Origin of the sequence: Photobacterium sp. SP02, from assembly GCF_038519165.1 — a bacterium.
Classification (GTDB): Bacteria; Pseudomonadota; Gammaproteobacteria; order Enterobacterales; family Vibrionaceae; genus Photobacterium; species Photobacterium halotolerans.
On the sequence record NZ_JASJOJ010000025.1, the window covers coordinates 39,778 to 62,305 of the forward strand.

At 50.2% G+C, this 22,528-nt stretch carries 19 protein-coding genes; 15 read left to right on the forward strand and 4 right to left on the reverse strand.

Going from position 1 to position 22,528, the window contains the following annotated elements; translation table 11 throughout:
- The first annotated feature begins 81 nt into the window (after positions 1-81).
- Positions 82-2,442: an ATP-dependent helicase gene (locus P0Y67_RS12475; protein ID WP_342392119.1), complete on the forward strand. Its 2,361-nt coding sequence runs from the start codon at positions 82-84 to the stop codon at positions 2,440-2,442.
- 8 nt (positions 2,443-2,450) lie between these two features.
- Here the strand turns inward: P0Y67_RS12475 and P0Y67_RS12480 are convergent, their stop codons facing one another.
- A complete protein-coding gene (locus tag P0Y67_RS12480; RefSeq protein WP_342392120.1) occupies positions 2,451-2,975 on the reverse strand; it encodes a TetR/AcrR family transcriptional regulator in 525 nt (174 codons plus the stop codon).
- Positions 2,976-3,124: 149 nt separating this feature from the next.
- Here P0Y67_RS12480 and P0Y67_RS12485 point away from each other — a divergent pair, with 149 nt between their 5' ends.
- The 11 genes from P0Y67_RS12485 (at position 3,125) to P0Y67_RS12535 (ending at position 15,416) form a co-directional block, all read left to right on the forward strand.
- Complete coding sequence (locus tag P0Y67_RS12485; RefSeq protein WP_342392121.1) at positions 3,125-3,352, forward strand: hypothetical protein; 228 nt, start codon at positions 3,125-3,127, stop codon at positions 3,350-3,352.
- A gap of 128 nt (positions 3,353-3,480) precedes the next feature.
- Positions 3,481-3,864 (forward strand): hypothetical protein, encoded by a 384-nt coding sequence (locus tag P0Y67_RS12490; protein ID WP_342392122.1) that lies wholly within the window; start codon positions 3,481-3,483, stop codon positions 3,862-3,864.
- Between the two features lie 260 nt (positions 3,865-4,124).
- Positions 4,125-4,697: an O-methyltransferase gene (locus P0Y67_RS12495; RefSeq protein ID WP_027253199.1), complete on the forward strand. Its 573-nt coding sequence runs from the start codon at positions 4,125-4,127 to the stop codon at positions 4,695-4,697.
- 28 nt (positions 4,698-4,725) lie between these two features.
- Complete coding sequence (locus P0Y67_RS12500) at positions 4,726-5,616, forward strand: EamA family transporter (protein WP_342392123.1); 891 nt, start codon at positions 4,726-4,728, stop codon at positions 5,614-5,616.
- A 153-nt stretch (positions 5,617-5,769) separates the two neighbouring features.
- Complete coding sequence (locus tag P0Y67_RS12505; protein ID WP_342392124.1) at positions 5,770-8,304, forward strand: choice-of-anchor D domain-containing protein; 2,535 nt, start codon at positions 5,770-5,772, stop codon at positions 8,302-8,304.
- Between the two features lie 681 nt (positions 8,305-8,985).
- Entirely contained in the window at positions 8,986-10,548 is a 1,563-nt protein-coding gene (locus P0Y67_RS12510; RefSeq protein WP_342392125.1) for an ABC transporter substrate-binding protein, read from the forward strand.
- Between the two features lie 43 nt (positions 10,549-10,591).
- On the forward strand, positions 10,592-11,611 hold the full coding sequence (locus P0Y67_RS12515; RefSeq protein ID WP_120511023.1) for an ABC transporter permease: 1,020 nt from the start codon (positions 10,592-10,594) through the stop codon (positions 11,609-11,611).
- A gap of 2 nt (positions 11,612-11,613) precedes the next feature.
- Complete coding sequence (locus P0Y67_RS12520) at positions 11,614-12,492, forward strand: ABC transporter permease (RefSeq protein WP_120511022.1); 879 nt, start codon at positions 11,614-11,616, stop codon at positions 12,490-12,492.
- Positions 12,492-13,493: an ABC transporter ATP-binding protein gene (locus P0Y67_RS12525; RefSeq protein WP_342392126.1), complete on the forward strand. Its 1,002-nt coding sequence runs from the start codon at positions 12,492-12,494 to the stop codon at positions 13,491-13,493. Before P0Y67_RS12520 ends, P0Y67_RS12525 begins: the two co-directional genes overlap by 1 nt.
- On the forward strand, positions 13,486-14,547 hold the full coding sequence (locus tag P0Y67_RS12530; RefSeq protein ID WP_342392127.1) for an ABC transporter ATP-binding protein: 1,062 nt from the start codon (positions 13,486-13,488) through the stop codon (positions 14,545-14,547). Before P0Y67_RS12525 ends, P0Y67_RS12530 begins: the two co-directional genes overlap by 8 nt.
- Entirely contained in the window at positions 14,544-15,416 is an 873-nt protein-coding gene (locus P0Y67_RS12535) for a carbon-nitrogen hydrolase family protein (RefSeq protein ID WP_342392128.1), read from the forward strand. Before P0Y67_RS12530 ends, P0Y67_RS12535 begins: the two co-directional genes overlap by 4 nt.
- A gap of 97 nt (positions 15,417-15,513) precedes the next feature.
- Here the strand turns inward: P0Y67_RS12535 and pdxR are convergent, their stop codons facing one another.
- The 3 genes from pdxR to P0Y67_RS12550 form a co-directional block, all read right to left on the reverse strand.
- On the reverse strand, positions 15,514-17,358 hold the full coding sequence (pdxR, locus tag P0Y67_RS12540) for a MocR-like pyridoxine biosynthesis transcription factor PdxR (protein ID WP_342392129.1): 1,845 nt from the start codon (positions 17,356-17,358) through the stop codon (positions 15,514-15,516).
- Positions 17,359-17,540: 182 nt separating this feature from the next.
- Positions 17,541-18,815: a 4-aminobutyrate--2-oxoglutarate transaminase gene (gene gabT / locus P0Y67_RS12545; protein ID WP_342392130.1), complete on the reverse strand. Its 1,275-nt coding sequence runs from the start codon at positions 18,813-18,815 to the stop codon at positions 17,541-17,543.
- A gap of 42 nt (positions 18,816-18,857) precedes the next feature.
- Positions 18,858-20,309, reverse strand: a complete 1,452-nt coding sequence (locus P0Y67_RS12550; protein ID WP_446728834.1) for an NAD-dependent succinate-semialdehyde dehydrogenase — start codon at positions 20,307-20,309, stop codon at positions 18,858-18,860.
- Positions 20,310-20,590: 281 nt separating this feature from the next.
- Between P0Y67_RS12550 and P0Y67_RS12555 the strand changes: the two genes are divergently transcribed.
- The 3 genes from P0Y67_RS12555 to P0Y67_RS12565 all read left to right on the forward strand — a co-directional run bounded on the left by P0Y67_RS12555 (position 20,591) and on the right by P0Y67_RS12565 (position 22,417).
- A complete protein-coding gene (locus P0Y67_RS12555; protein WP_342392138.1) occupies positions 20,591-21,073 on the forward strand; it encodes a GNAT family N-acetyltransferase in 483 nt (160 codons plus the stop codon).
- 40 nt (positions 21,074-21,113) lie between these two features.
- Positions 21,114-21,512, forward strand: a complete 399-nt coding sequence (locus P0Y67_RS12560; protein WP_342392131.1) for an ACT domain-containing protein — start codon at positions 21,114-21,116, stop codon at positions 21,510-21,512.
- A 308-nt stretch (positions 21,513-21,820) separates the two neighbouring features.
- Positions 21,821-22,417, forward strand: coding sequence for a GNAT family N-acetyltransferase (locus P0Y67_RS12565; RefSeq protein ID WP_342392132.1), 597 nt, complete (start codon positions 21,821-21,823; stop codon positions 22,415-22,417).
- Positions 22,418-22,528: the final 111 nt, after the last annotated feature.

Consider the following 22,528-nt stretch of genomic DNA (forward strand, 5'->3'; position numbering starts at 1 on the left):
AAAAGACTGACAGGTGTTAGTGCGACGGGCGGAACTGTGGCAAAATCACTGTCCTTTCAGACCAACAGGTAAAAACGGTACATGATGCATTTTACATCCGAGCAGCAGTGTTTTATTCAGCATCGCGAGGGAAATGCCTTATGTATTGCCGGTGCGGGGACGGGTAAAACGACGACCCTTGTCGGCCTGATTCAGACTCAGCTCGACATGCGACCGGCCAGCGAGATGCTGGTCCTGATGTTTAACAGCGATATACGCCGTGATTTTCAGCAGAAACTCAACCAGTCCGGCATCACTCAGCCTGTCCCTGTTCATACCTTCCACAGTTTTTGTCTGCGGGTGTTGAATCAGTCGGGTTACCTGGCTGAAACCGGATACCGTGTTGATTTCAATCCCGGCGAAAACGACAAAAGTCTGGCGAAACAAGTGCTGCGACAAATGGCGGGGAAAGAGACGGCTTACAGTAAACAGCAGCAATTAAAAGAGCCAAAAACCCTTGAACTGCTGCTCAGTTTTGTCGGTCTGGTGAAAGCGCATATGTTGCCGCCTCATGAAGTATTTGCCATGGCGGGCATCAATAATGACTATCGCTTTATTCTGGATGCCTATACCGCTTTTGAACACTTGCGGCAGGCGCAGAAGTTACTGTTTTTTGATGACTGGCTGGTCACTGTCGTGTCACTGCTTGAACAAAATGCCTCACTGCGTGCGCACTGTCAGCAACAGTGCCGGTTACTGGTGGTAGATGAATTTCAGGATATCAACAATGCGCAGTACCGGTTACTGAAGCAGTTGCTTGGGCCTGACTGTCAGCTGATTGCCGTGGGCGATGTGGATCAGTGCATTTACACCTGGCGGGGCAGTGCGCCGCAGTTCATGCTGAATTTCGAACGTGACTTTGCCCCCGCGCAGGTCTATTCGCTGTCACAGACTTTTCGTTTCGGTCATAGTCTGGCGCTGGCCGCCAGCCATCTGATTGCGCATAACCAGGCACGCTTTTCAGATTTCCTGACCGTGCCCGCTGACAATATCCCTGATACTCAGGTTAACCTGATTGGCTCTCCCCGGCAGGTGGGGGAAATTGTCAGTGCGGTACAGGCGTATATTGAACAGGGTGGTCAGCCGGACGACATCGCCATTCTGGTCAGGCGCTGGTCTCAGACCCTGCTGTTTGAACTGGCGTTTCTCAGCAAACAGATTCCATACCATATGCCCGTACCTTCTGTGCTGGCAAACAGCCGTGAAGTGCGCTTACTGATGGAAGTTATGACCCTGGCCATCGGGCGATTTGCCCAGTTAAATGATCAGGACAGATCCGCACTGCTGTTCAGTCTGCTGTCATTCCCCCATTGTTACGTACCCAATAAAGCGCTCAGGCCTTTATGTGATCAACTGGTGAAAATACCGGATAGCCGCTGGGTTGGTTTTGCTGAGCGACATGCCCAGGTGAACCCCAATCTGAAACTGGATAACCTGATTGAACGCCTTGAGCTTTTTACCCGGTTACAGCGCAAAGGCGGGCAGAAAGCATTTGATGTGTTTGAGCAGTATCGGCGGGAAAGCGGTCTGGACAGCTGGATATGGAAAACCGAAGCCACAGCCAGTGAGATAGAAGAAGCGATAGACAGGCTGGATGCGGTATCGACCGTGCTGGAGTCTATGGATCAACGCTGCGAAAAAGCCTTACAGTATTTTGAGTTCTACACGGCGCAATCCCGCGATACCGGTCAGGGGCAGGCAGATCAGAAGCCGCGTTCGGCCAGCGTGCAAGTCACTACTATATTCCGGGCAAAAGGGTGCGAATACCAGCGTGTGTTCCTGCCGTTCTGGGATAAAGATGCCTTTCCGTATCGTAATCCGGCAGCCACAGACATGAAAACAGATAAGGAAGAAGAGCGGCGGTTGGCTTATGTGGCATTAACGCGGGCGAAAGTGTATTCGGCTGTCTATTACACCGATGCGGAAAAGAAAGGCAAACGTAATGCCAGTCCCTTCGTTCGGGAAGCCGCCATTGAGCAGGCCAAAGCCATTGGGCCTGCCCTGTATCAGAACGGGCCATTACCCGCTGCACAATCCCCTGTGACGGAAAGGTATTATGAACGTGTCGGCCGGGCTGCGGATGCAGAGCAAGCTAGGATCCATAGCACGCCACACAAAACGCTATCCAGGGCAAATAACCATAACCATAACCATGCCAAGGCCAGTCAGGCCAATCATGTCAACACTGCTGCTTACAGCTACCTGTGGGCCATGGAGCAGCCTTTGCCTGATAACGCCGAGAAGGTGATTCGTTCCTTGATCAGAACCAAAAATGCCCGTTACCTTGACGCAGAAATTACCCGCTTGTTACGTGATCTGGAAACGGCAGCGGACAGTAAAAAATCTGTGCTGGTTAAACGTTTGATTGCGGTGTCCCACGCGCGTCGGCAGGTGCTCAGATGAAGGCGTACTTACTGCAAGACATCTAATTTCTTTTCTAATTGGTTCAGCATTAATGTCGCATCCGGCTTATCAGCATTCAAACCGGTGATCAGCGTCATAAAGTAGCAATCCATCATTACGGCAGCTCGGTGTTGATCGTAACTCGCCTCATGTGAAAACAAGCGCTGGCGAAAGGCTTCCAGCTGCTGTTCGAACTCTTCCTGTTGCCAAATCAACACCCGGAATAACTCTTTGCTGAAATCCGCTTCCAGACAATAAAACGCGTAAAGGTAACCGGCAAAGTGCATGAGTTTATCTTTGGGGCAGCTCTCGGGGCAACCCGAATTTGCTTCCGCTAAGACATGATCAATTTGCTGACTAAAACCGGCTTTCAGTAAATCCAATTTTGTCGGAAAGTGGCTAAATACCGTTCCGGCTGCTACCTCAGCGCGCTCAGCAATGTGCCGTGTCGTTGTGTCTTGATAGCCGTTCTCGCGAAATAATTGCCACGCGGCTGCCTGAATTCGCCGTTTTGTCTGTTCTCTTTTCATCATTTCTTGCTGCTTTGCTGATAGCCAGTTGCGGATGAGCAGCCATCATACCGTAATTGGCGAGCGGACTTCATCTTGAATGTTGAAAATTGAGCGCGCTCAAATTACTATAAATGAGCGCGCTCAATTTTAGTGGATGGAGAAGTAAGATCATGAATAGTTTACTTTTAATGAAAGGATTAGTGCTGCAGGTGTTGCGCTATGGGGTGTATGTGCCGTATCTGGTGTTTTACAGTTTTGTTCTCGGGCCGATTGTGGGCGGTATATTGATGGTTGGGGGAGTGGCCGTGCTGTCATTGATCCTTGGCCCCAAGACGAGTTGGCTGGCATTGAAAAAGGCATACCGTGAAGAGGAAGTAAGGGGATTGAGCACGCATTAGAACGGGAAAGCGATGTTGTGAGCAGTCTTAAGACTGGGCGTTTAGGTTACACACACTATTTTGCGTTTATGAATCTTTCCTGAACGGTCGCCATTTTATAGCGTCCAATGCAAAAGGAAGGGCTGACAATGCGATTTCAGTGGTTGCTGATCATACCGTTTTTCTGTTTGCTCACGGCCTGTTCTTCATCTCAGGTACATTGGCGGGATATTTCGCCAAATGCCGTGCAAGCAAACGCCGCCGAGGAGCCACTGTCATTGTGCAGGGAGCTTTACAAGGATGAGGCCCAGATTTATCAGTGCGAAGTAGAGATGTCGGCATTGTTACGGGCAAGGCAGCAGTGCGAAAAAGATACCGATCCCCGCTACTGTGTGCTGATGGCGGAATACACCTGGCGTCATTATAAAGATCATGTGCTGGAGGATTCCCCGGATATCAAGCAGGCGGGGACTTATCCTGTGATGTGCGGGTACAAAGAAAATCGGATAACGCCGTGCTCTCTGACAAAATAATGTTTAATACTCAGCATCATACAGTCGTCTCTTTATACTGATACATCAATCTGCCAGTAACAGAAAGATGTTGAACGGTATAAGAATGGGTTACCAAACCCTATAAGTTGTGATGCTTGGCTGCCTTTGGCAGCCTTTTTTTTATGTCTGCTATACGCGGTTATAGTTGATGAAATGTGATGCCATTGATATGTTTCCATGTTCATATGATTATTGAGCGGATGTTTGATCCGCACGAAATGATGAGCGGGGAGAAATGGATGTCGTTAGCATTATTACTGGCTGAATTAGAGGCGTTAGGTGAACAAAATGACGCAACTGAATCAGACCGATCGAAAAAACTGCTGAATATTACCCGGGACACAGGTGAGTTCCTCTCTGTCATGGTGAAGGCGACACGTGCTGTGAATGTACTGGAAATTGGCACGTCCAATGGTTACTCAACCCTGTGGCTGGCTTCGTCACTGCCCGCTGCAGGCAAAGTGGTAACCGTTGAAAAACAGACAGATAAAATCACAATGGCGACAGAAAACTTCGTACGGGCCGGATTACAGGATCGTATCGAACAGATTCAGGCAGATGCCGGCGAATTCATACAAAGCACAGATCTGAGCTTTGATTTTATTTTTCTCGACGCCGATCGTTCAGCTTACATGGATTATATTGACCTGCTGCTAAGTAAACTCTCAGCCGGTGGGGTATTAGTGTGTGACAATGCGATTTCACATCGTCATGAACTCGAAGCCTTCACCGACTATCTGTGCCGCCGGGAAGGGTTAACGACCTGTCTGCTGCCCGTCGGCAAAGGTGAGTTTGTCGTGTATAAAGCATGAACGCGAAGCTCTAAGAAGGAACGGGGAAATGAAATCAAAGGACATGGTGCTTGCGCTGTTGGTTGTCGTCATCTGGGGTGTCAACTTTTCTGTCATTAAGATAGGGCTGGAAACACTGCCGCCGATATTATTTTCTGCATTACGATTTGCTGTGGTGGCTGTACCGGCTGTGTTTTTCATCCCCTTCCCGAAAACGTCCGTATGGAACGTGCTGGGTGTCGGCGTATTTCTGGGTGTGCTGAAATTCGGTTTACTGTTTATCGCCATGAAAGCGGATGCTTCAGCCGGCTTATCATCCCTGATATTGCAAGCTCAGGTGTTTTTCACTATTGGTTTGAGTGTCTTATTGTATAAAGAAATGGTCAGTCGGTATCAGGCACTCGGCATTCTGGTTGCCGTGGCAGGTTTTGGGCTGTTTTTTCTTGATGCCGACGGCAACATTACCGCCATGGGCCTGATGATGATTCTGGCGGCCGCTTTTTGCTGGGCAATCGCCAACACCATTATGAAGCGGATGCAAGGCGTCAATTTGCTTCACTTCATGGTATGGGTCAGTGTGGTTCCTCCGCTGCCTTTGCTGCTAATCTCGTATTTCACAGAAACGGCACAGCCTTTGGATGTGCTGCTCGCTGCCACTTCGGACACATGGCTGGCACTGCTTTACGTGAGCTATATTTCAACGTTGCTGGCCTTCGCATTGTGGGGGCATTTACTGAAAAGCTATCCCGCAGCCACAGTGACGCCTTTTGCTTTGCTCATTCCCGTCGTCGGGATGTTCACATCCACACTGGTACTGAACGAGCGCATGACTGAAACAGAAATGGCAGGCGCAGGATTGATTTTTCTCGGTTTGACATGCTGTATTTTAGGGGGACGACTGATGCAGGCAAAAATTCGTGCTGCCCGGCAGCAGCTTTAAAGTCTGATAAAAAATGATGATTTTATTAATAACTGCATTCTGGATCCTCTGATTTTTGCCGTTGGTACTCTTTTACAAAAACACCTACCACTAGGGTAAACAAGGACGTGTTCCTATTAACCCATATCAAATGATTGATTTAAGGTGGTTGAGATGAAAACAGTGGCAACGCTTTTAGTAGCAGGCATGACGCTAAGCTACAGCGTACAGGCAGAGATTCTTTTTACCGATAATTTCGACAGTGGATTTACGCAGTGGTCAAGTTCAGGTGTTGTGGAAAGTAACAATAGCGAAAACCTGGGGGGTGATGCGGTCCGACTGCAGCAGACGGGGCAACTCTGGAAAACATGGGATACAACAGGCTATTCCAATGTCACCATAGATTATTATTTTGCCGCGACCTTACTGGAAGATCCGGACTATTGCTATGCGGAATATTCTACCGACGGCGGAAATCAGTACACAGTTGTCACCAGCCTGACCAACGGACAGGATACAGGGACATTTCAGCACGGTCTGATAAACACGGCTGATCTTGCCAATAACCCCGGTGTGGTGCTCCGTTTTCGTGCTGCGGCTTCAACCGCCGATAATTGCTTTATCGAAAATGTCACTGTAACCGGAGAGCCCGGCTCAGGCACGCCAGAAGCGGATATTCAAACCAGCAGTTCAGTGAATTTTGGCAGTGTATTGATTGGCTCATCGGTTAATCAGACATTGACTGTCACAAATCAGGGGCAAGCCGACTTACTGATCAACAGTGTTTCTGGTTTGTCGGGTGATCTTGCAGTGGCGGCTGACAGTTGCAGCAGTGCGAGTTTACGTGCACAGAGCCAGTGTCAGATCACGCTGAACTATCTGCCAAGTATCGAAGGGTCGGTTAATCAGTCACTGTCTATTCAGTCTAACGATCCTGATCAACCTGTTCTGAATTTGCCTGTCAGCGGATATGGCCTGGATGATCAGGGAGATGGCTATGTTGAAAACTATGAACCACTGAGTGGTTCGGGCAGTGTGTCCCGTTCTGAACTGACTTATGCCTATCTGAACGGGGCTGGCAGTGATACTCAGGTGCCTCTGTCTGCGTTTGCCGTGCCAGCCAATGCAGCCCAGCCTGTTCATCAGTTTGAAGGTCGTATTCAGCTTCACAATCCTGGCAGCACAGGCCAGTTTGCAGAGCAAAGGGATACATTCAGGTATACCGGCTCAGGTGATGATCCCCGTAAACACCTGCCAGACTTTGATTTTCGTTTCGTACAATCTGGCACACACCTGATTCCAGAAACCCGGGGTATTGTGCTCGGAAGCCATCCATACTGGGAGTATATTCTCGAGCCTGGCCGTGTCTGGCGTGAAACCAATGACAGCGGTGATTCGCGTGCCGCTATTCCTTTCTCGCTGATGCAAAAAAACTCGAATTGTGTCCATAACGGTTTGATGAGCTTTACGTTCAATGACAACGGGATGAGTGATGTCGCGTATCAGATTTCGTCTGAAACCTGCCTGTATTATCAGGTCGATATGTGGGGCAGAGTAGCGGCAACCTACACACCCTCAACGGTGACTGATGCTTTGCTGATTAAGCAACAGCATCAGGCTTATGAAGCCAGTAAAGTGCCGGTCAAACCTATCTCAGCACTGGCTTCTGACTATCCGGCGGCCAATGTGGATGTCAGTCAGTTTGGCAACAGCAGTGAAGTCAGCTCTGATTACATGTCTGTATACGGCGTTTATGTTGACGGCACGCACTATACTGCCGGTTGTGAAACCCGGGCCGGGATGCATCCTTATTGTGATCGCTTGCGTGTTCCCTCTTACTCGACCGCGAAATCGGCGATGGCCGGTACCGCGACAATGAGGCTGGAATACCTGTATCCGGGCTATATGCAGGAGCAGATTACAGACTGGCTGCCCGAAGCTGCGAACGATCCGGAAAATGACTGGCAGCAAGTCACAGTGAATAACGCGATTGACATGGCGACAGGGAATTATCGTCTGACCAGTGATTCACTGAGCGATGAAGGGTCGGTTGCCAATGATACGGGATTCTTCCTGGTGGAAGGTCATCAAAATAAGCTGGACTATTCAGTCAGCCGTTATCCGAGAAATTCAGAACCCGGCACACTGTTTATTTACCATACCACGGATACGTATATTGCCACCGCGACGGCTCAGGCCTACGTGAAAGACAAGCTTGGCGCGCAGGCTGATGTCTTTCAAGACGTGATTGTCAAAGATATCTGGGCGCCCTTGAATATGGATCTCGGGACTCAGGATACCCGTCGCACTTACGACAGTGTGAAAATGCCATTCGGCGGATATGGTCTGACTTTCCTGCGTGATGACATTGTCAAACTGGCCAGATTCACCAGTATTGATAACGGCAGAGTGAATGGTCAGCAGGTGCTGGATCCAGCGCAGTTAGAGGTTGCCCTGTTCCGCGAACTGTCGACACCGCCGTTTACCACGACCTACACCAACAAATATTACAGCAACAGTTTCTGGTCACTGAAACAGAGCGTACCGGGTCAATGTGAGGTTCACGTGCCTTACATGTCAGGTTATGGTGGTATCCAGTTTGTGATGTTGCCTAATGATATGATTTATTACTACGTCAGTGACAATGACGAGTTTAAGTGGGATAAAGCGTTTGCTGAGGCGGGAAAAATCAAACCCTACTGCCAGTAATCCATTGAAAAACAATATGAATAACAACGGCCCTGCGGGGCCGTTTTTCTTGCGAGATACACTCCAAAAGTTTCTTTTGCAGAACGCTTTTATTGAAAAGCATGATATAGAACGCGCATGTTAAATGAGATTAAAGGCATATGTATTAATGAGATGGATAAGTTTATTGCTGTACGTTTGTATCTTAACGGGTTGTTCAAGTATTGCTTCGAGGGTTGGCTCGGGTTATCAGGTAGGGCAGCCTTACGGAGGCCTTGAATATGCTGTAGATAATGCAGACTGTAATGTTTATGCACTTCTGGCATTTCCACCCATCATTGTTGTCACGATTCCACTTTCCGTTGCAGATATTCTGACGTCGGCTGCTTTAGATACCGCTTTATTGCCGTTAGATCTCATACTGGAAGATAATGGGAATAATAAAACCAGTTTCTGTCGGATGTCCTGGCGATAAGAGCATGATCGTTGACGCGCTCTTCAAACGCAGAGATGTCGCGGTTTTCTGATTTTATCGCTCCTATCCCAAACTGGACCCCTCATCAGAAAAATCTGGATCTATGACAGGTGTCCTAATCCCTCTATTGTTAAGCTGATGTTACGGAAAAGCCGCCGCGCAGAGGGTTAAGTGCGCGGCTGTACGAGGTACGAATCCTCACTATACAGCTTAACGTGGAGCGACATATGTTGAAGAAAAAGGGAATGACTTTACTGGGTGCACTGAGTGTGACGATGGCAGCCGGTAGCGTGATGTATTCAGCAGACACCCTGGCAGCTGGCACAGACACTTTAACCTATGCCCAGTATGCCGATATCAAGGATTGGGACCCGGCTGTCGCCTTTTCACTGGAAGTGAATATGCTCAGCAACGTGTATGAACCTTTGCTGTGGTATAACCCACCGGGCAGCGAAGAAACCTTCACACCAGCGTTAGCAACCTCCTGGTCGGTGAGTGATGATGGGCTGACATGGACCTTCAGGCTCCGTGAAGGCGTGAGCTTCCATGATGGTGAAAAGCTGACTGCACAGGCAGCGAAACAGTCGCTTGAACGTACCATTGCCATGAAAAAAGGCGCGCACTACATCTGGTCTGAAGTAGAAGCCATTAATGCACTTGATACTTACACGCTGACAATTACCACGAAAAATCCCGCGCCCATCGATCTTATTGCCTCCTCGCAATATGGCGCTTATATCTATTCCCCAAAAGCCGCTGAAAAAGGCACAGAGTGGTTTAATGAAGGGCATGCCGCAGGCACCGGTCCTTATCAGGTTCGATCCTGGGAACAAGGCCAGCAAGTGGTATTGGATAAAAACACGGCCTATTGGGGGGGCTGGAAAGACAGCCAGTACGAGCGTGTTGTCCTGAAACTGGTCGCCAATCCAGCCACTCAGATTCAGATGATCAAAGCCGGTGATGCGGATTTCATCAGCCTGCCGTCTGCGGATCTGATTCAGTCATTGTCGAAAAATAAAGATGTGGTGGTGCAGGAAGTCGCTTCCTGGAAAAACTCACAGTTTCTGATCAATACACAAAAATACCCAACGGATAATCTGCAGTTCCGACAGGCACTGACACATGCATGGGATTATCAGTCTGTTGTTGATTATGTCTACGCAGGCGGTGCTTCTGTCGCCAAAGGGATTGTCCCAACTTCCATGTGGGGAGCGAATTCTGACATTCAGTCGCCCAGTTTTGATCTCAAAAAAGCCAGGCAGCTTCTCGAAACATCCGGCGTGCCGGAAAAAGACTGGAAAGTGTCTGTATCTTATATCAACTCGTCAGATGCTTATAAAAACGCCATCCTTATGTACCAGGAAAATCTGCGTCAAATTGGTGTCACACTGGAAGTGAAGCCAGGACCTTGGGGTAAAATCTGGAATGATGCCAAGAACCTGCGTACTGCACCGAATCTGCAATCCATGACATGGTGGCCGACCTATGCCACGCCATCAGACTGGCTGATCGGGTTATTCCGCACCGAAGATAAAACCTCGTTTAACCTGTCGCATTACTCTAACCAGCGCTACGACAGTCTGGTGGATCAAGGCGTGAAACTGGAAGGTTCCAACCGGGCGAAGGCCGTCAGTCTTTATCAGCAGGCCCAGAAAATTCTGGTGGATGACGCCGTCGCTATTTTCTATGCCGATCTGAAAGACAGGGTGATTTACCGCAAGGGAATAGAAGGGCTGAAACCGAATCCGGCGTATGCGGCGACCTTTTTCTACCAGCTGAGTCAAGGCTGAGGCACGCCCACCATTCAGGCATAATCACAGGGAGGTGACGGCGATGAGCAGTTACATTGCCAAACGTTTGGGCATGCTATGCGGTATTCTGTTCGGCGTTCTGACCATCACATTTTTTCTGACGAGGGTGTTGCCCTCGTCACCGGTAGAAATGATGCTGGGCTCGAAACCGACGCAGGAACAAATTGCCGAGGCAACCATTGCACTGGGGCTGGATAAGCCCCTGCTTTATCAGTACGCAGACTATCTGGGTAAGGCGGTAACCGGGGATCTGGGTAACAGCCTGAGAACCGGGCAGAGTGTGGTGTCGGATATCGGCACACACATGACGGCAACCATTGAGCTGGTGACCATAGCCATTCTGGTTTCTGTCTTGATGGGTGTGCCGGTTGGGGTGTTTTCCGCGGTGCGTAAAAATACCCTGGCAGATCAGGCTTCCAGAGCGGTTTCCCTGATGGGTATCGCTGTTCCTTCCTTTTTTCTCGCGATCGTGCTGCAAATGGTGTTTTACGGCTGGCTGGGCTGGTTTCCGCTTCAGGGACGGATTGCCTCAGCGGTCTTTATTGAGCACCCATTTCCGTCTGTAACCGGTTTTTATCTGCTGGATACGCTACTGGATGGACAGTGGGAGGCGTTCAAGAGTGCGGCCCTTCACCTGATATTACCTGTCATGTCACTGAGTCTGGCGACCTTTGCTATTTTCGTGCGTACAACCCGTAATCTGATGGTAGAAGTACTGAGTCAGGACTATATACGTACCAGTCATGCGTTTGGCATGCCAAAACGTACCACACATTTTATTTATGCCCTGAAAGCGACGCTGGTGCCTTTACTGACGGTAGTGGGACTGACCTACGGTTTCATGCTGGGTAACAGTGTGATTGTCGAATTCGTGTTCGACTGGCCCGGTATTGGCCGCTATGTCGTGGATTCTGTAATAACCAATGATTTTCCGGCTGTGATGGGCGTGACTCTGGCTCTGTCCGGAAGTTACCTGCTAGTCAATGTCATTGTGGATCTGATTTATTTCGCGGTTGACCCGCGTTTGAGTGTGAAGGGGTAGTCATGGAACAGACGCTGACGTTACAAACAGGCTGGCGCTACACGATTGCCTTATGGTTGCACAGAGTGCGCAGTAACCCGCTGCTGTTTATCGGTGCAGGATTATTGATACTGCTCTGCGCTGCGGCGGTGTTTGCGCCCTGGCTGGCACCTTATGATCCGGCCCAGATGAATTTCGCCCATAAATTACAGGCGCCCAATGCGGCGCATTGGTTTGGCACCGATAATCTGGGGCGCGATATCTTTTCCCGTGTGCTATATGGCGCTCAGGTGTCATTAACCATAGGCTTCGCGACTGTGGTTTTTTCCCTGCTGATAGGGTTGCCGGTCGGGTTACTGGCAGGCTATGCGGGAGGACGGGTCGATACTGTTCTGATGCGGGTATCGGATGTGTTTCTGGCGTTTCCGCCCATGTTGTTACCTATCTGTATGATTGCGATCCTCGGGCCGGGTTTGTTTAACGTGATGCTGGCGATCGCCGTCTCCTGGTTCCCCTGGTATGCCCGTATATTACGTGCTGCTGTGCTCAGTGTGCGAAACGAGCTGTATGTGCATTCAGCCCGGGCTATAGGTGTCAGTCATGTCACTATTATGTTTCGTCATTTATTGCCTAATGCGATGACGCCTTTGCTGGTGCAGGTCTCGATGGATTTTGGCTATGTCATTCTTTGGGCTGCGGCGCTGAGTTTTCTGGGATTAGGTGCAGTACCGCCGACCATAGAGTGGGGACTGATGATTGGCGATGCACAAAGCCTGTTTCTTGAATTCTGGTGGACGGCGGTTTTTCCTGGTCTGGCCATATTTATATGTGTTCTTGCCGTTAACCTGCTGGGTGATGGCTTGCGCGATATGTTAGATCCGACTTTCAAAGGACGTGAATAATGGATGATCACATACTGTTATCAGTCGAGAATCTGACTGTACGATTTCCCGGTTTTCACCACACAGTGCATGCAATCAACGGCTGCAGCTTTGAGGTGAGAAAAGGGGAACTGCTTGGCTTGGTTGGCGAGTCAGGTTGTGGGAAGTCACTGACATCCGCCGCCTGTATGGGAATCCTGCCGGCAAACGCTGAGGTTTTAGGCCGTATTCGTCTGGGCGATACCGACATGGTGACGGCGGGAGAGGCAGAGCTGGCAAGCCTGCGCGGGCAAAAAATTGCCATGATTTTTCAAAATCCGATGACGGCACTGAATCCGTTTTTTACTGTCGGCAGGCAACTGACCGATGTGATTCGGCGGCATCAGCCCCTTGATAAAAAATCAGCGTACAACAAGGCCAGCGCCCTGTTATATAAAGTGCATTTACCCGATCCCGATATTGCACTGAAAAAATACCCGCACCAGTTTTCAGGCGGCCAGTTGCAGAGAATCATGATAGCAATGGCACTCAGTTGCGAACCGGACGTACTGATTGCCGATGAACCGACAACGGCGCTGGATGTCACCATACAGGCCCAGATTATTGTGCTGCTGCGCGAACTGGCGAATAAAGAAGATTTGTCTGTCATTTTCATAACCCATGATTTGTCCGTGGTGGCCTCGCTGTGTGACCGCGTTGCAGTGATGTACGCCGGACAAGTGGTGGAAACTGCGCCAACCGAGCAGCTTTTTGCTCAGCCTTTGCACCCATATACACAAGGGTTGCTGCAATCTGTACCAGAAATAGGGCATGGCAACGCTCCGCTGTTTGCGATTAAAGGCAGTGTACCGGATCTGCGTCAGCCTCTTTCAGGGTGTGCGTTTGTCAGCCGGTGTCAGCAGTGCGTTTCGCAGTGTTATGAGCAGGAGGTGGGTATGTCCACTATCGGGCAACGGCAGGTCAGATGTTTTCAGGCAGAAGGTGTGCCAGCAACATTGAACAGGGAGGTTGCCAATGGCTGACAGTCAGATTTTGGTTCATCATCAGAAATTGGCTGACGAGGCGGCTCCTTTGTTGTCTGTTCGCGGATTAGGCAAGCAATACTGGGTCGGGAAACAGCCGCTGCAGGCTTTTTCTGACGTTGATTTTGATATCCGACGTGGTCAGTGTGTTGCTTTAGTCGGAGAATCGGGCTGCGGTAAAAGTTCTGTGGCGATGAGTGTGTTGCACCTTATTGAGCCGGACCAGGGGACAGTTATTTTTGACGGCATGAATCTGTCCAGAGTGGATCGAAAGTCGATGAAATCGCTTCGGCAGCGTTTCAGTATTGTGTTTCAGAACCCGTATTCTTCGCTTAATCCAAGACTGAATATCTTCCAATTGATTGAAGAACCCCTTAAAACTCATTTCCGGCTAAGTAAGGCGCAACGCCGGGAACGGGTACTGGCTGTCATGGCGGATGTAGGATTGGATGAGCTGATGTTAGCCCGGATGCCACACGAGCTGTCTGGCGGTCAGCGCCAACGTGTCGGTATAGCAAGGGCATTGATTCTTGAGCCCGACTTACTGGTACTGGATGAACCAACAGCTGCATTGGATGTATCGGTACAGGCAACTGTGGTGAATTTACTCAATAAGCTACGTGCACAGCGAAAGCTGAGTTACTTGTTTATCACTCATAATCTCGGGCTGGTTGAACGTATTGCCGATCACGTTTTGGTGATGTATCTGGGGCAAATTATTGAATCAGGCCCAGTCAGGCAGGTATTCGGTCAGCCAAAACATCATTATACCCGTGCGTTGCTGGATTCGATTCCATCGCTGGACCCGGCTAAACGGGATAGCCTTCAGCCTTTGCAAGGGGAAATGCCCAGCCCGCTGAATAAGCCTGAAGGGTGTCTGTTTCATACGCGCTGTCGCAATGTGAATACGCTGTGCCAGCAGAAACAGCCGGTTATTCACGACAGCGGTAACCCATCCAGCTGTGATCAGCTAAGCAGAGTTGAGCCAGACAGTAACGATAACGATCGGCATAAAGTGGCCTGCCACTTTCCAATCGGGGAGTTGATGAAATGAGTTATTTTGCGATTGCAGGCCTGCAGCTTGCGCTGGGACAGGGCGATAACCTGAGTCGGCTTGAAGCGGAAACCCGTCTGACATGCCAGCGTTTTCCTTGGGTGGACATGGTCATTTTCAGTGAGTTAGCGCCATTTGGTTCTCACCCGGCGTTCAGAGAGCCCATGCCCGGGCCTACTGAAGAGCGGCTACAGGCGCTGGCACGTGAACTGGAGATCTGGCTGGTACCCGGGTCTATGTATGAGCGGGCCGGTGATCAGGTGTTTAATACTGTGCAGGTAATAAATCCGCAAGGAGAAATTGTCAGCCGGTATAGGAAGATGTATCCTTTTCAGCCCTACGAGCAGGGTATCAGCGCCGGCAATGAATTTGTGGTGTTTGATGTACCGGATGTCGGCCGCTTCGGGGTCTCTATCTGTTATGACATGTGGGTGCCTGAAACGATTCGTGCCATGGTCTGGCAAGGGGCGGAGGTGATCATTCATCCCACCATGACGGGCACGCTGGACAGAGAACTTGAATGTTGCATGGCGCGTACCCATGCTGTCACAAATCAGTGTTACTTTGTTGATATTAATAGTGCCGGAAATCTGGGGAACGGCCAGTCGATTGTGGTCGGCCCGGATGGCGACATACTCTATCAGGCGGGTACGACTGAACAAGTGATTACGCTGGAGCTGGATTTGAACCGGGTACGCCGTTCCAGAGAACGAGGTGTACTTGGCTTGGGACAAATTTTAAAGAGTTACCGTGATCATGACGTGATTTTTCCGCAATATCAGGGAGATCGCTCGCCATATTTGGATCGATTGGATACTCTTAAGGTATCTGGCCGTGCGGCATTATGCCGTAAGCCAACAGAATTATAATAAGAAACTGAACAATGGTTCCTTGAGTGCGGGGCTTAACAGCCCCGATTTTTTTGCTTCAGATAGCTTTACATACTTCCCCCACGCATCAGACACATCACCCCGGCAGTGCGGTCACCGTATTGGATAATACCTCTTCGCTGTTTACCTGAAACGTGGTCTTCGGGTTCAGAATTCCCTGATTGACGCACCAGCCTGATTCATCAAACCATTTAAATATTTCACCATGCACCACAATGGCAAAGCTGCGCTCTTCGGCAAATTGCCATCGGCGCCATTGCCTGTACCACCTGTCGTCTTTAATCCACCAGTAGCCTTCATCTTCATCATTGGGGTGATCGGCAATACCATGAATCTGCCCGTCACGCTGAAAGGTAATCAGATAGGGTACGTGGTAGCAGTCACTGGCCAGAACCTGACAGCCATTAAGCAACTGACGTAACGCATCGCCCCGGTAGCGAATACCCACGGCATTGTCGATATGTTCCGGCGGTAGTAGCTTGTTCATCAGCCTCGCGAGCTGGGCAATGCCTTCACGGATACGGTCAATCGGTATCGCGGCAAAACCCAGCCGGAAACAGTGACGGCCATTGTTGCGGCTGAAAAAGCGATCCCCAGGTTCAATCAGAATACTGTGCTCTTTGGCAATGCGTTGTAATTCATTGGCATCCAGCTCAGGCGGCCCTTCAATCCAGAAAGCGGTTCCGCCGAAAGCCGGTGTCGCATTGTACTGGGGAAAGTAATAATTCAGGCTGTCTTCCATGACCTGCCACTTCTGACGGTAGGCATGGATCAGTTTCTGCATCAATGCATCGTAATATCCCATAGATAAAAACAGCGAAAGACTGCTGACGTTGTTTGCCGGTGGTTGACGTATCATCAGAGAACGTATGGTTTTCGCATGCTGTATCACGGCAGGGGAGGCGACCATAAAACCAATGCGCAGCCCGGGTGCCAAAACCCGGGACAAGCTGGAAATGTAGATGACACGTTCTGCATCCGCCCGCGACTTGAGCGCCGGGACGGGGGAGTCGAGATAATTGGTTTCATGTTCATAGTCATCTTCAATGATCAGCAGATTATGCTTCTCTGCCATCGCCAGCAACGCATGACGCCTTTCTTCGGATAACGAGACTGTGGTCGGAAGTTGGTGGCTGGGTGTGGTGTACACCAAATCGCATTGTGCCAGGCTGTCATCGACCCTCAGGCCTTCGCTGTCGACGTCCAGCGGACACAGGTTGGCATGGTGAGCTGCAAACACTTTTCTGGCTTCCGGGTATCCCGGATCTTCGATACCAACAGTTAAACCTTCCCGTTGAAACAAATGCGCCAGGATGAACAGTGCCTGCTGGCTGCCCAATGTAATCAGAATCTGGTCACGATTGACCAGAATACCTCTGCGGGGCAGGATGCGTGTGCGAATGTGTTCAATCAACTCATCATCGTTAGCCTGATCGCCCGTCCAGACTTCACAACTTTTTCGGTTGAGCACCCTGAGACTGCATTTTCGCCATTCATTGGCCGGAAACATGCTGCTATCGACCTGGCCATACACAAAAGGGTAAGTGAATGTGCGCCAATCATCATGAATTGGCTCGGAAGACTGCTCTGCAGGATTGGTGATCAGCGTCGCCCAGTTTACTGAATCTTCATTGGTGAGAGGGGGAGAGTCTGCCATTGCTGCTGTGTTGACCATACCCGGATTCGGATAATAGCCTGAGCGTTCCCTTGAGATTAAGATCCCGTCTTCAACCAGTTGCTCGTAGGCTCGGATGACGGTATTACGTGCCACATTCAAGGTTTGAGATAGTTTACGCGAAGAAGGCAGGCTTTTTTCAGAGGGAAAATAGCCCTTAATCACAGCATCAGTAATGCTGGCCTGTATTTGTTCGCCCAGAGATAAGCGAGACTGCGGATCCAGTGCAATCAGTTGGTTTAGCATGTTACGTCCTATTTCAAGGTGCCCTTATCCTTGGGCAAACCTGTCGCTATACCTTCATTGTTTAACATATCAGTAACAAGTGCAGGGGAGAACAGAGAACAGCGCTAAAAGCAGAAAAGTATGGCAACTTGTGATCCAGGCAGGTATCTCACCGGCTGCTTGCACGGCCGGTGAGTTGAGTGTTATTTAACGAGTTGCTCAAACAGCACCCTGAGCCGGTTCAGTCCGAGTCGGATCTCATCCATGTCAGCGGTGAGCGGCGGCAGAAGCCGAATGACATTGCCTTTGACACCGCACGACAGCAGGATAAGTCCAGCTTGGGGGGCCGACTGAACCAACTGCTTTGTCAGATCGCTAAGCGGCTTATGAGTGACAGGGTCACTTAATTCGATCGCGACCATAGCGCCTAACTGGCGGATATCGGTAATTTCAGGGAAGGATTGCTGAAGCGTTTCCAGTTGTTGTTTCATCACCTCGCCGATCGCGCTGGCTTTGTCGCACAGATTGTCTTTGTCGATGATCTTCAATACTTCCAGCCCGGCGACACAGCCGAGTGGCGAGCCCGCGTACGTACCGCCCAATCCACCAGGGCTGGCGGCATCCATGATCTCAGCTTTACCGACAACGGCCGATAACGGGAAACCGCCGGCAATGCCTTTAGCCAGTGTCATGAGATCGGGTTCGATGCCAAGGTATTCGGTCGCAAACAGTTTCCCTGTGCGTGCAAACCCCGTCTGAATTTCATCACAAATCAGAACAATGTCGTGCTGATCGCAAAGGCGGCGAATGGCCTGAGCCCACGCTGGCGGAGCCTGATAAAAACCGCCTTCACCCTGAACCGGCTCAAAAATGATCGCCGCGACGCGAGCAGGTTCAATGGTGCTGGCAAATAAATCCTCCAGCGCATTCAGGCTGTGGGCCTGGCTGATCCCATGGCAGGTATTTGGAAAGGGAAGGTGATAAATTTCGTTAGGAAACGGGCCGAAACCGGCTTTATAAGGCGTGATTTTGCCTGTCAGTCCCATGCACAGATTGGTGCGGCCGTGGAACCCTCCTTTGAACGCAATGACACCGCTGCGTCCGGTTTTTGCTCTCGCAATCTTAACGGCGTTTTCGACCGCTTCGGCACCTGTGGTCAGGAAGATGGCTTTTTTGGCGCAGTTCCCGGGTACGCGTTCGACCAACTGCTCAGCCAGTTCCACAAAAGCCGGGTAAGGGGTAACCATGGCACAGGTGTGACTGAATTGGTCGAGCTGTCGCTTGACGGCGTCAATGATCTGCGGATGACTGTGACCAGTATTGGTAACAGCAATGCCAGACGCAAAGTCAATGTACTGATTCCCCTCGACATCGCTGAGTGTCATGTTATCGGCCTGAGTAATATAGATCGATGCCAGATTCCCCATTCCTTTTGCGATAACCGCCTCTTTGCGTTGTTGCCAGTGGTGATTGTCCATGCAGAATTCCTTGTCTATATGATGTGCTGTTGCAGAATTGGCTTACAACGAGCCAAAACACAGATATTTCGTGTGTAAATATTCTTCGATGCCCTGGCGTCCGCCTTCGCGGCCGATGCCCGATTGCTTCACGCCACCAAACGGGGCAACTTCGGTAGAAATGATGCCTTCATTGATACCAACCATGCCGAATTCCAGTGCTTCGGCAATGTGAAATGCCCGATTGATATTCTGACTGTAGAAATAGCTGGCCAGACCATGAATCGTGTCATTGGCCATCGCAATCAGTTCACTGTCGTTGCTGAAGCGGATCACAGGGGCGACCGGGCCAAAAATTTCTTTCTGCACTATGTCCATGTTCTGTGTGACTTCTGTCAGCAGGGTAGGTGCGATGAACAGTCCACCCAGATCTTCACCTCCTGTCGCTACCTGTGCTCCCTGAACCACAGCGCCCTGAATCAGTGCCATGATCTGATCTTTGGCGCTGCGATCGATTAACGGGCCGATGGATACCCCTGCTTCCAGACCGTTACCGACTTTCAGCGCACTGATAGCACGGCTGAACTGCTGGACGAAATCGTCATAAACACTGTCATGCACATAGAAGCGGTTCGCACAGACACAGGTTTGCCCGGCATTGCGGAACTTAGAGGCCAGCGCACCTTTGACAGCACGTTCAATATCGGCATCCTCGAACACAATAAACGGTGCGTTGCCACCAAGCTCCATGGAAGTCCGTTTTACGGTATCGGCACTCTGGCCCATTAAAACACGGCCAACTTCAGTCGAGCCGGTAAAAGACAGCTTTTGAATAAGCGGGTGGCTACTGAACAACTGGCCCACCATCACAGAAGAGTGACTGTTAACCATCGCCAGCAGATCCCTGGGAATCCCTGCCTGATAAGCCAGTTCTGTGACCGCATAAGCACTTAAGGGCGTCTGGTTGGCTGGCTTGGCAATGAAACTGCATCCGGCAGCCAGTGCGGGTGCCGCTTTGCGGGTAATCATGGCGATAGGAAAATTCCAGGGGGTAATGGCCGCTGCCACGCCCACAGGTTGCTTGATGGTAATGATGCGTTTGTCTTCGCTGGTGGCAGGAATACTTTCGCCATAAGTACGTTTTGCTTCCTCGGCAAACCATTGAATAAATGAGGCGCCATAAGCCACCTCACCTTTGGCTTCAGCAAAGGGCTTGCCTTGTTCCAGTGTCATAATGCGGGCAAGATCATCCTGATTTGCCATGACAAGCTCATACCAGTGACGCAGCATGGCTGAACGGGATTTTGCTGGTAGGTTTGCCCATTGCTTCTGGGCAAGGTGTGCCCGTTCAATGATATCAATGATGGCATTTTTGCTAAGAGACGGAACATAACCGAGTGTCTCATCGCTGGCCGGATTGATGATTTCAATGGCATCATCGCTTTTGTTGCACATAGCCGACAGTAACGTCGGGTTGTTCAGTGCAAAATGGTGTAATTGAACATTTTCTGACATGACGGCTTCCTGAACTGAGCAGATTGTCGGTATAGACCCATAAGTCTGAAAACCCATTCTAGGAAGGTCCGTTTGTCCAAAGGAGATCCAGTTAATGTGTGTCTGAGGATCCAGAAGGGTAGGGTGATTGATTGTAACGCTGTGTATTAGTGCGTTCGCCTGAAGTCGCAGGTCACACAGTTATGATTGTTTTGTCTGCCTGTTTACGTGATACCAAGGCATGACAGCCAGAGGTTTTCGTCGTAAATTCAGTCAATAACAGTAAAGGGAGCCCAGATATGCTGATACGTGAAATGGATGCCGCCGATTTCGAACAATTCTGGCCAGATTTCAGACGCATTATTCAGGCGCAGGAAACCTACGCCTTTGATCCGGAAATGAGCCGTGAGCAAGCTTTTACCTTGTGGGGCGAGTTGCCGCTAAAGACATTTGTATGCGTGCAAGACGGCACAGTGCTGGGCTCTTATTATCTCAAAGCCAATGCCATGGGGCCGGGGGATCATGTTTGTAACTGCGGCTATATGGTGACGGCGGCAGCGCGGGGCAAAGGCGTCGCGCGTGCCATGTGCGAGCATTCACAACAAGTGGCGCTTGAGCTGGGGTTCAGCGCGATGCAGTTTAATTCAGTGGTATCGACCAATAACGTTGCCGTGAAACTCTGGCAGAAGCTGGGTTTTGAGATAGTCGGCACCTTACCGGGCGCCTACCGGCACAAAAATAAAGGCTTGGTCGATTGCTACGTGATGTACAAACAGCTTACTTAACTATTGATCACAGAGCATGATGACAGGGTAGGGAGGAAATATGTCAGGAATCATGGATTTAAAACGGCTGCTGCAAACCATGTCGCCGGTAACGCGGGAAGAAGAATATGTATTTTGTACGGTCAACGGGGATATTACCGAGTATCTTCAGTATGCCCCCCTGGCGACATTTCAGGAGCAGGAAGGGTTAACGCTGGTGGTCACGGCTCAGGCGGCAGAAGCGGCTGCAATCAAGTATGAATCGACCTTTCGCTGTATCACACTGACGGTACATTCCAGCCTCGAAGCCGTTGGGCTGACGGCGGCGGTATCAACCGCGTTGGCAAAGCATGGCATCAGTGCCAACGTGATTGCCGCGTATTATCACGATCACGTCTTTGTACCGGCGGACAAAGCAGACCTGGCTTTGCAGGTGCTGACTGATCTGACCAATCAATAATTTGGTCTGCGACGGTTCACCGCTTGTTACGTTATCTGCACCGACAGGTGGGTCATGCCTGTCCTGAATCACCACGCAGCTTATCTGGCGGATATTGATTATCTAAGGCACAACCAGGCGGCGATCACTGAGGGGACAATGACTTTGCAGGATATGTGATCCTGTACCCTAATATAGACATCTGATTGCGTATTGTGTGGCTTGGCGCACGCACAGCGTTATCTCGTTTTGATGACGATGTTTTGTCGATTAAAGTCAATGCTGCCCGGGTTATTATTTCCTGCAAAAAGGCTGCTCAGAGGTTTTCCATGGACTATTCAATGATTCAGCAAGGCTGGCATGCGTCCCATGCTTTAGCCGTTGCCTCACTGTATGAAAATGCGTTTGGACATAAGTTTAAAGCCGCGATTCCCAGCAAAGCGCAGCGGATTCATTTACTGGCTGAATCCTTTAATCCGGATTTTTCTTTTGTGGTAATAGCGAATGGAAAAATCGTGGGTATTGCCGGGTATCAGACAGCGCAGGGATCACTGACGGGCGGGATAACCTTAAGACGGTTATGGCGAGTACTGGGCGTCTGGCGCGGAACCTGGGCAGCGGTTGTCCTGAGTTTGTTTGAACGCAAGCCTGACCCCAAAGAGCTGATCATGGACGGCATCGTGGTGGATCCTGCTTGTCGTGGCCTGGGGCTCGGTTCGAAACTGCTATCGCACATTATTGCGTATGCCAGTGAAAATCAGTATCAGAAAGTGCGGCTCGACGTTATCGACAGTAACCCAAGAGCCAGAAAACTGTATGACGAAAAAGGTTTCCTCCCGGTCAGAACCGATCGTTTTCCTTATCTGAAATGGCTTGTTGGCTTTTCTGGCTCAACGACCATGATTTATCAGATACAGGCAGACTGATGACCGTCTTCTATTTTCACTGTGTATAGTCGTGTTGCGAGGCAAATCCAGACTTTTTAGTTGTTATCTTGATATTCCTCACAAGAATTGAACAACTGTCAGATTGACTGG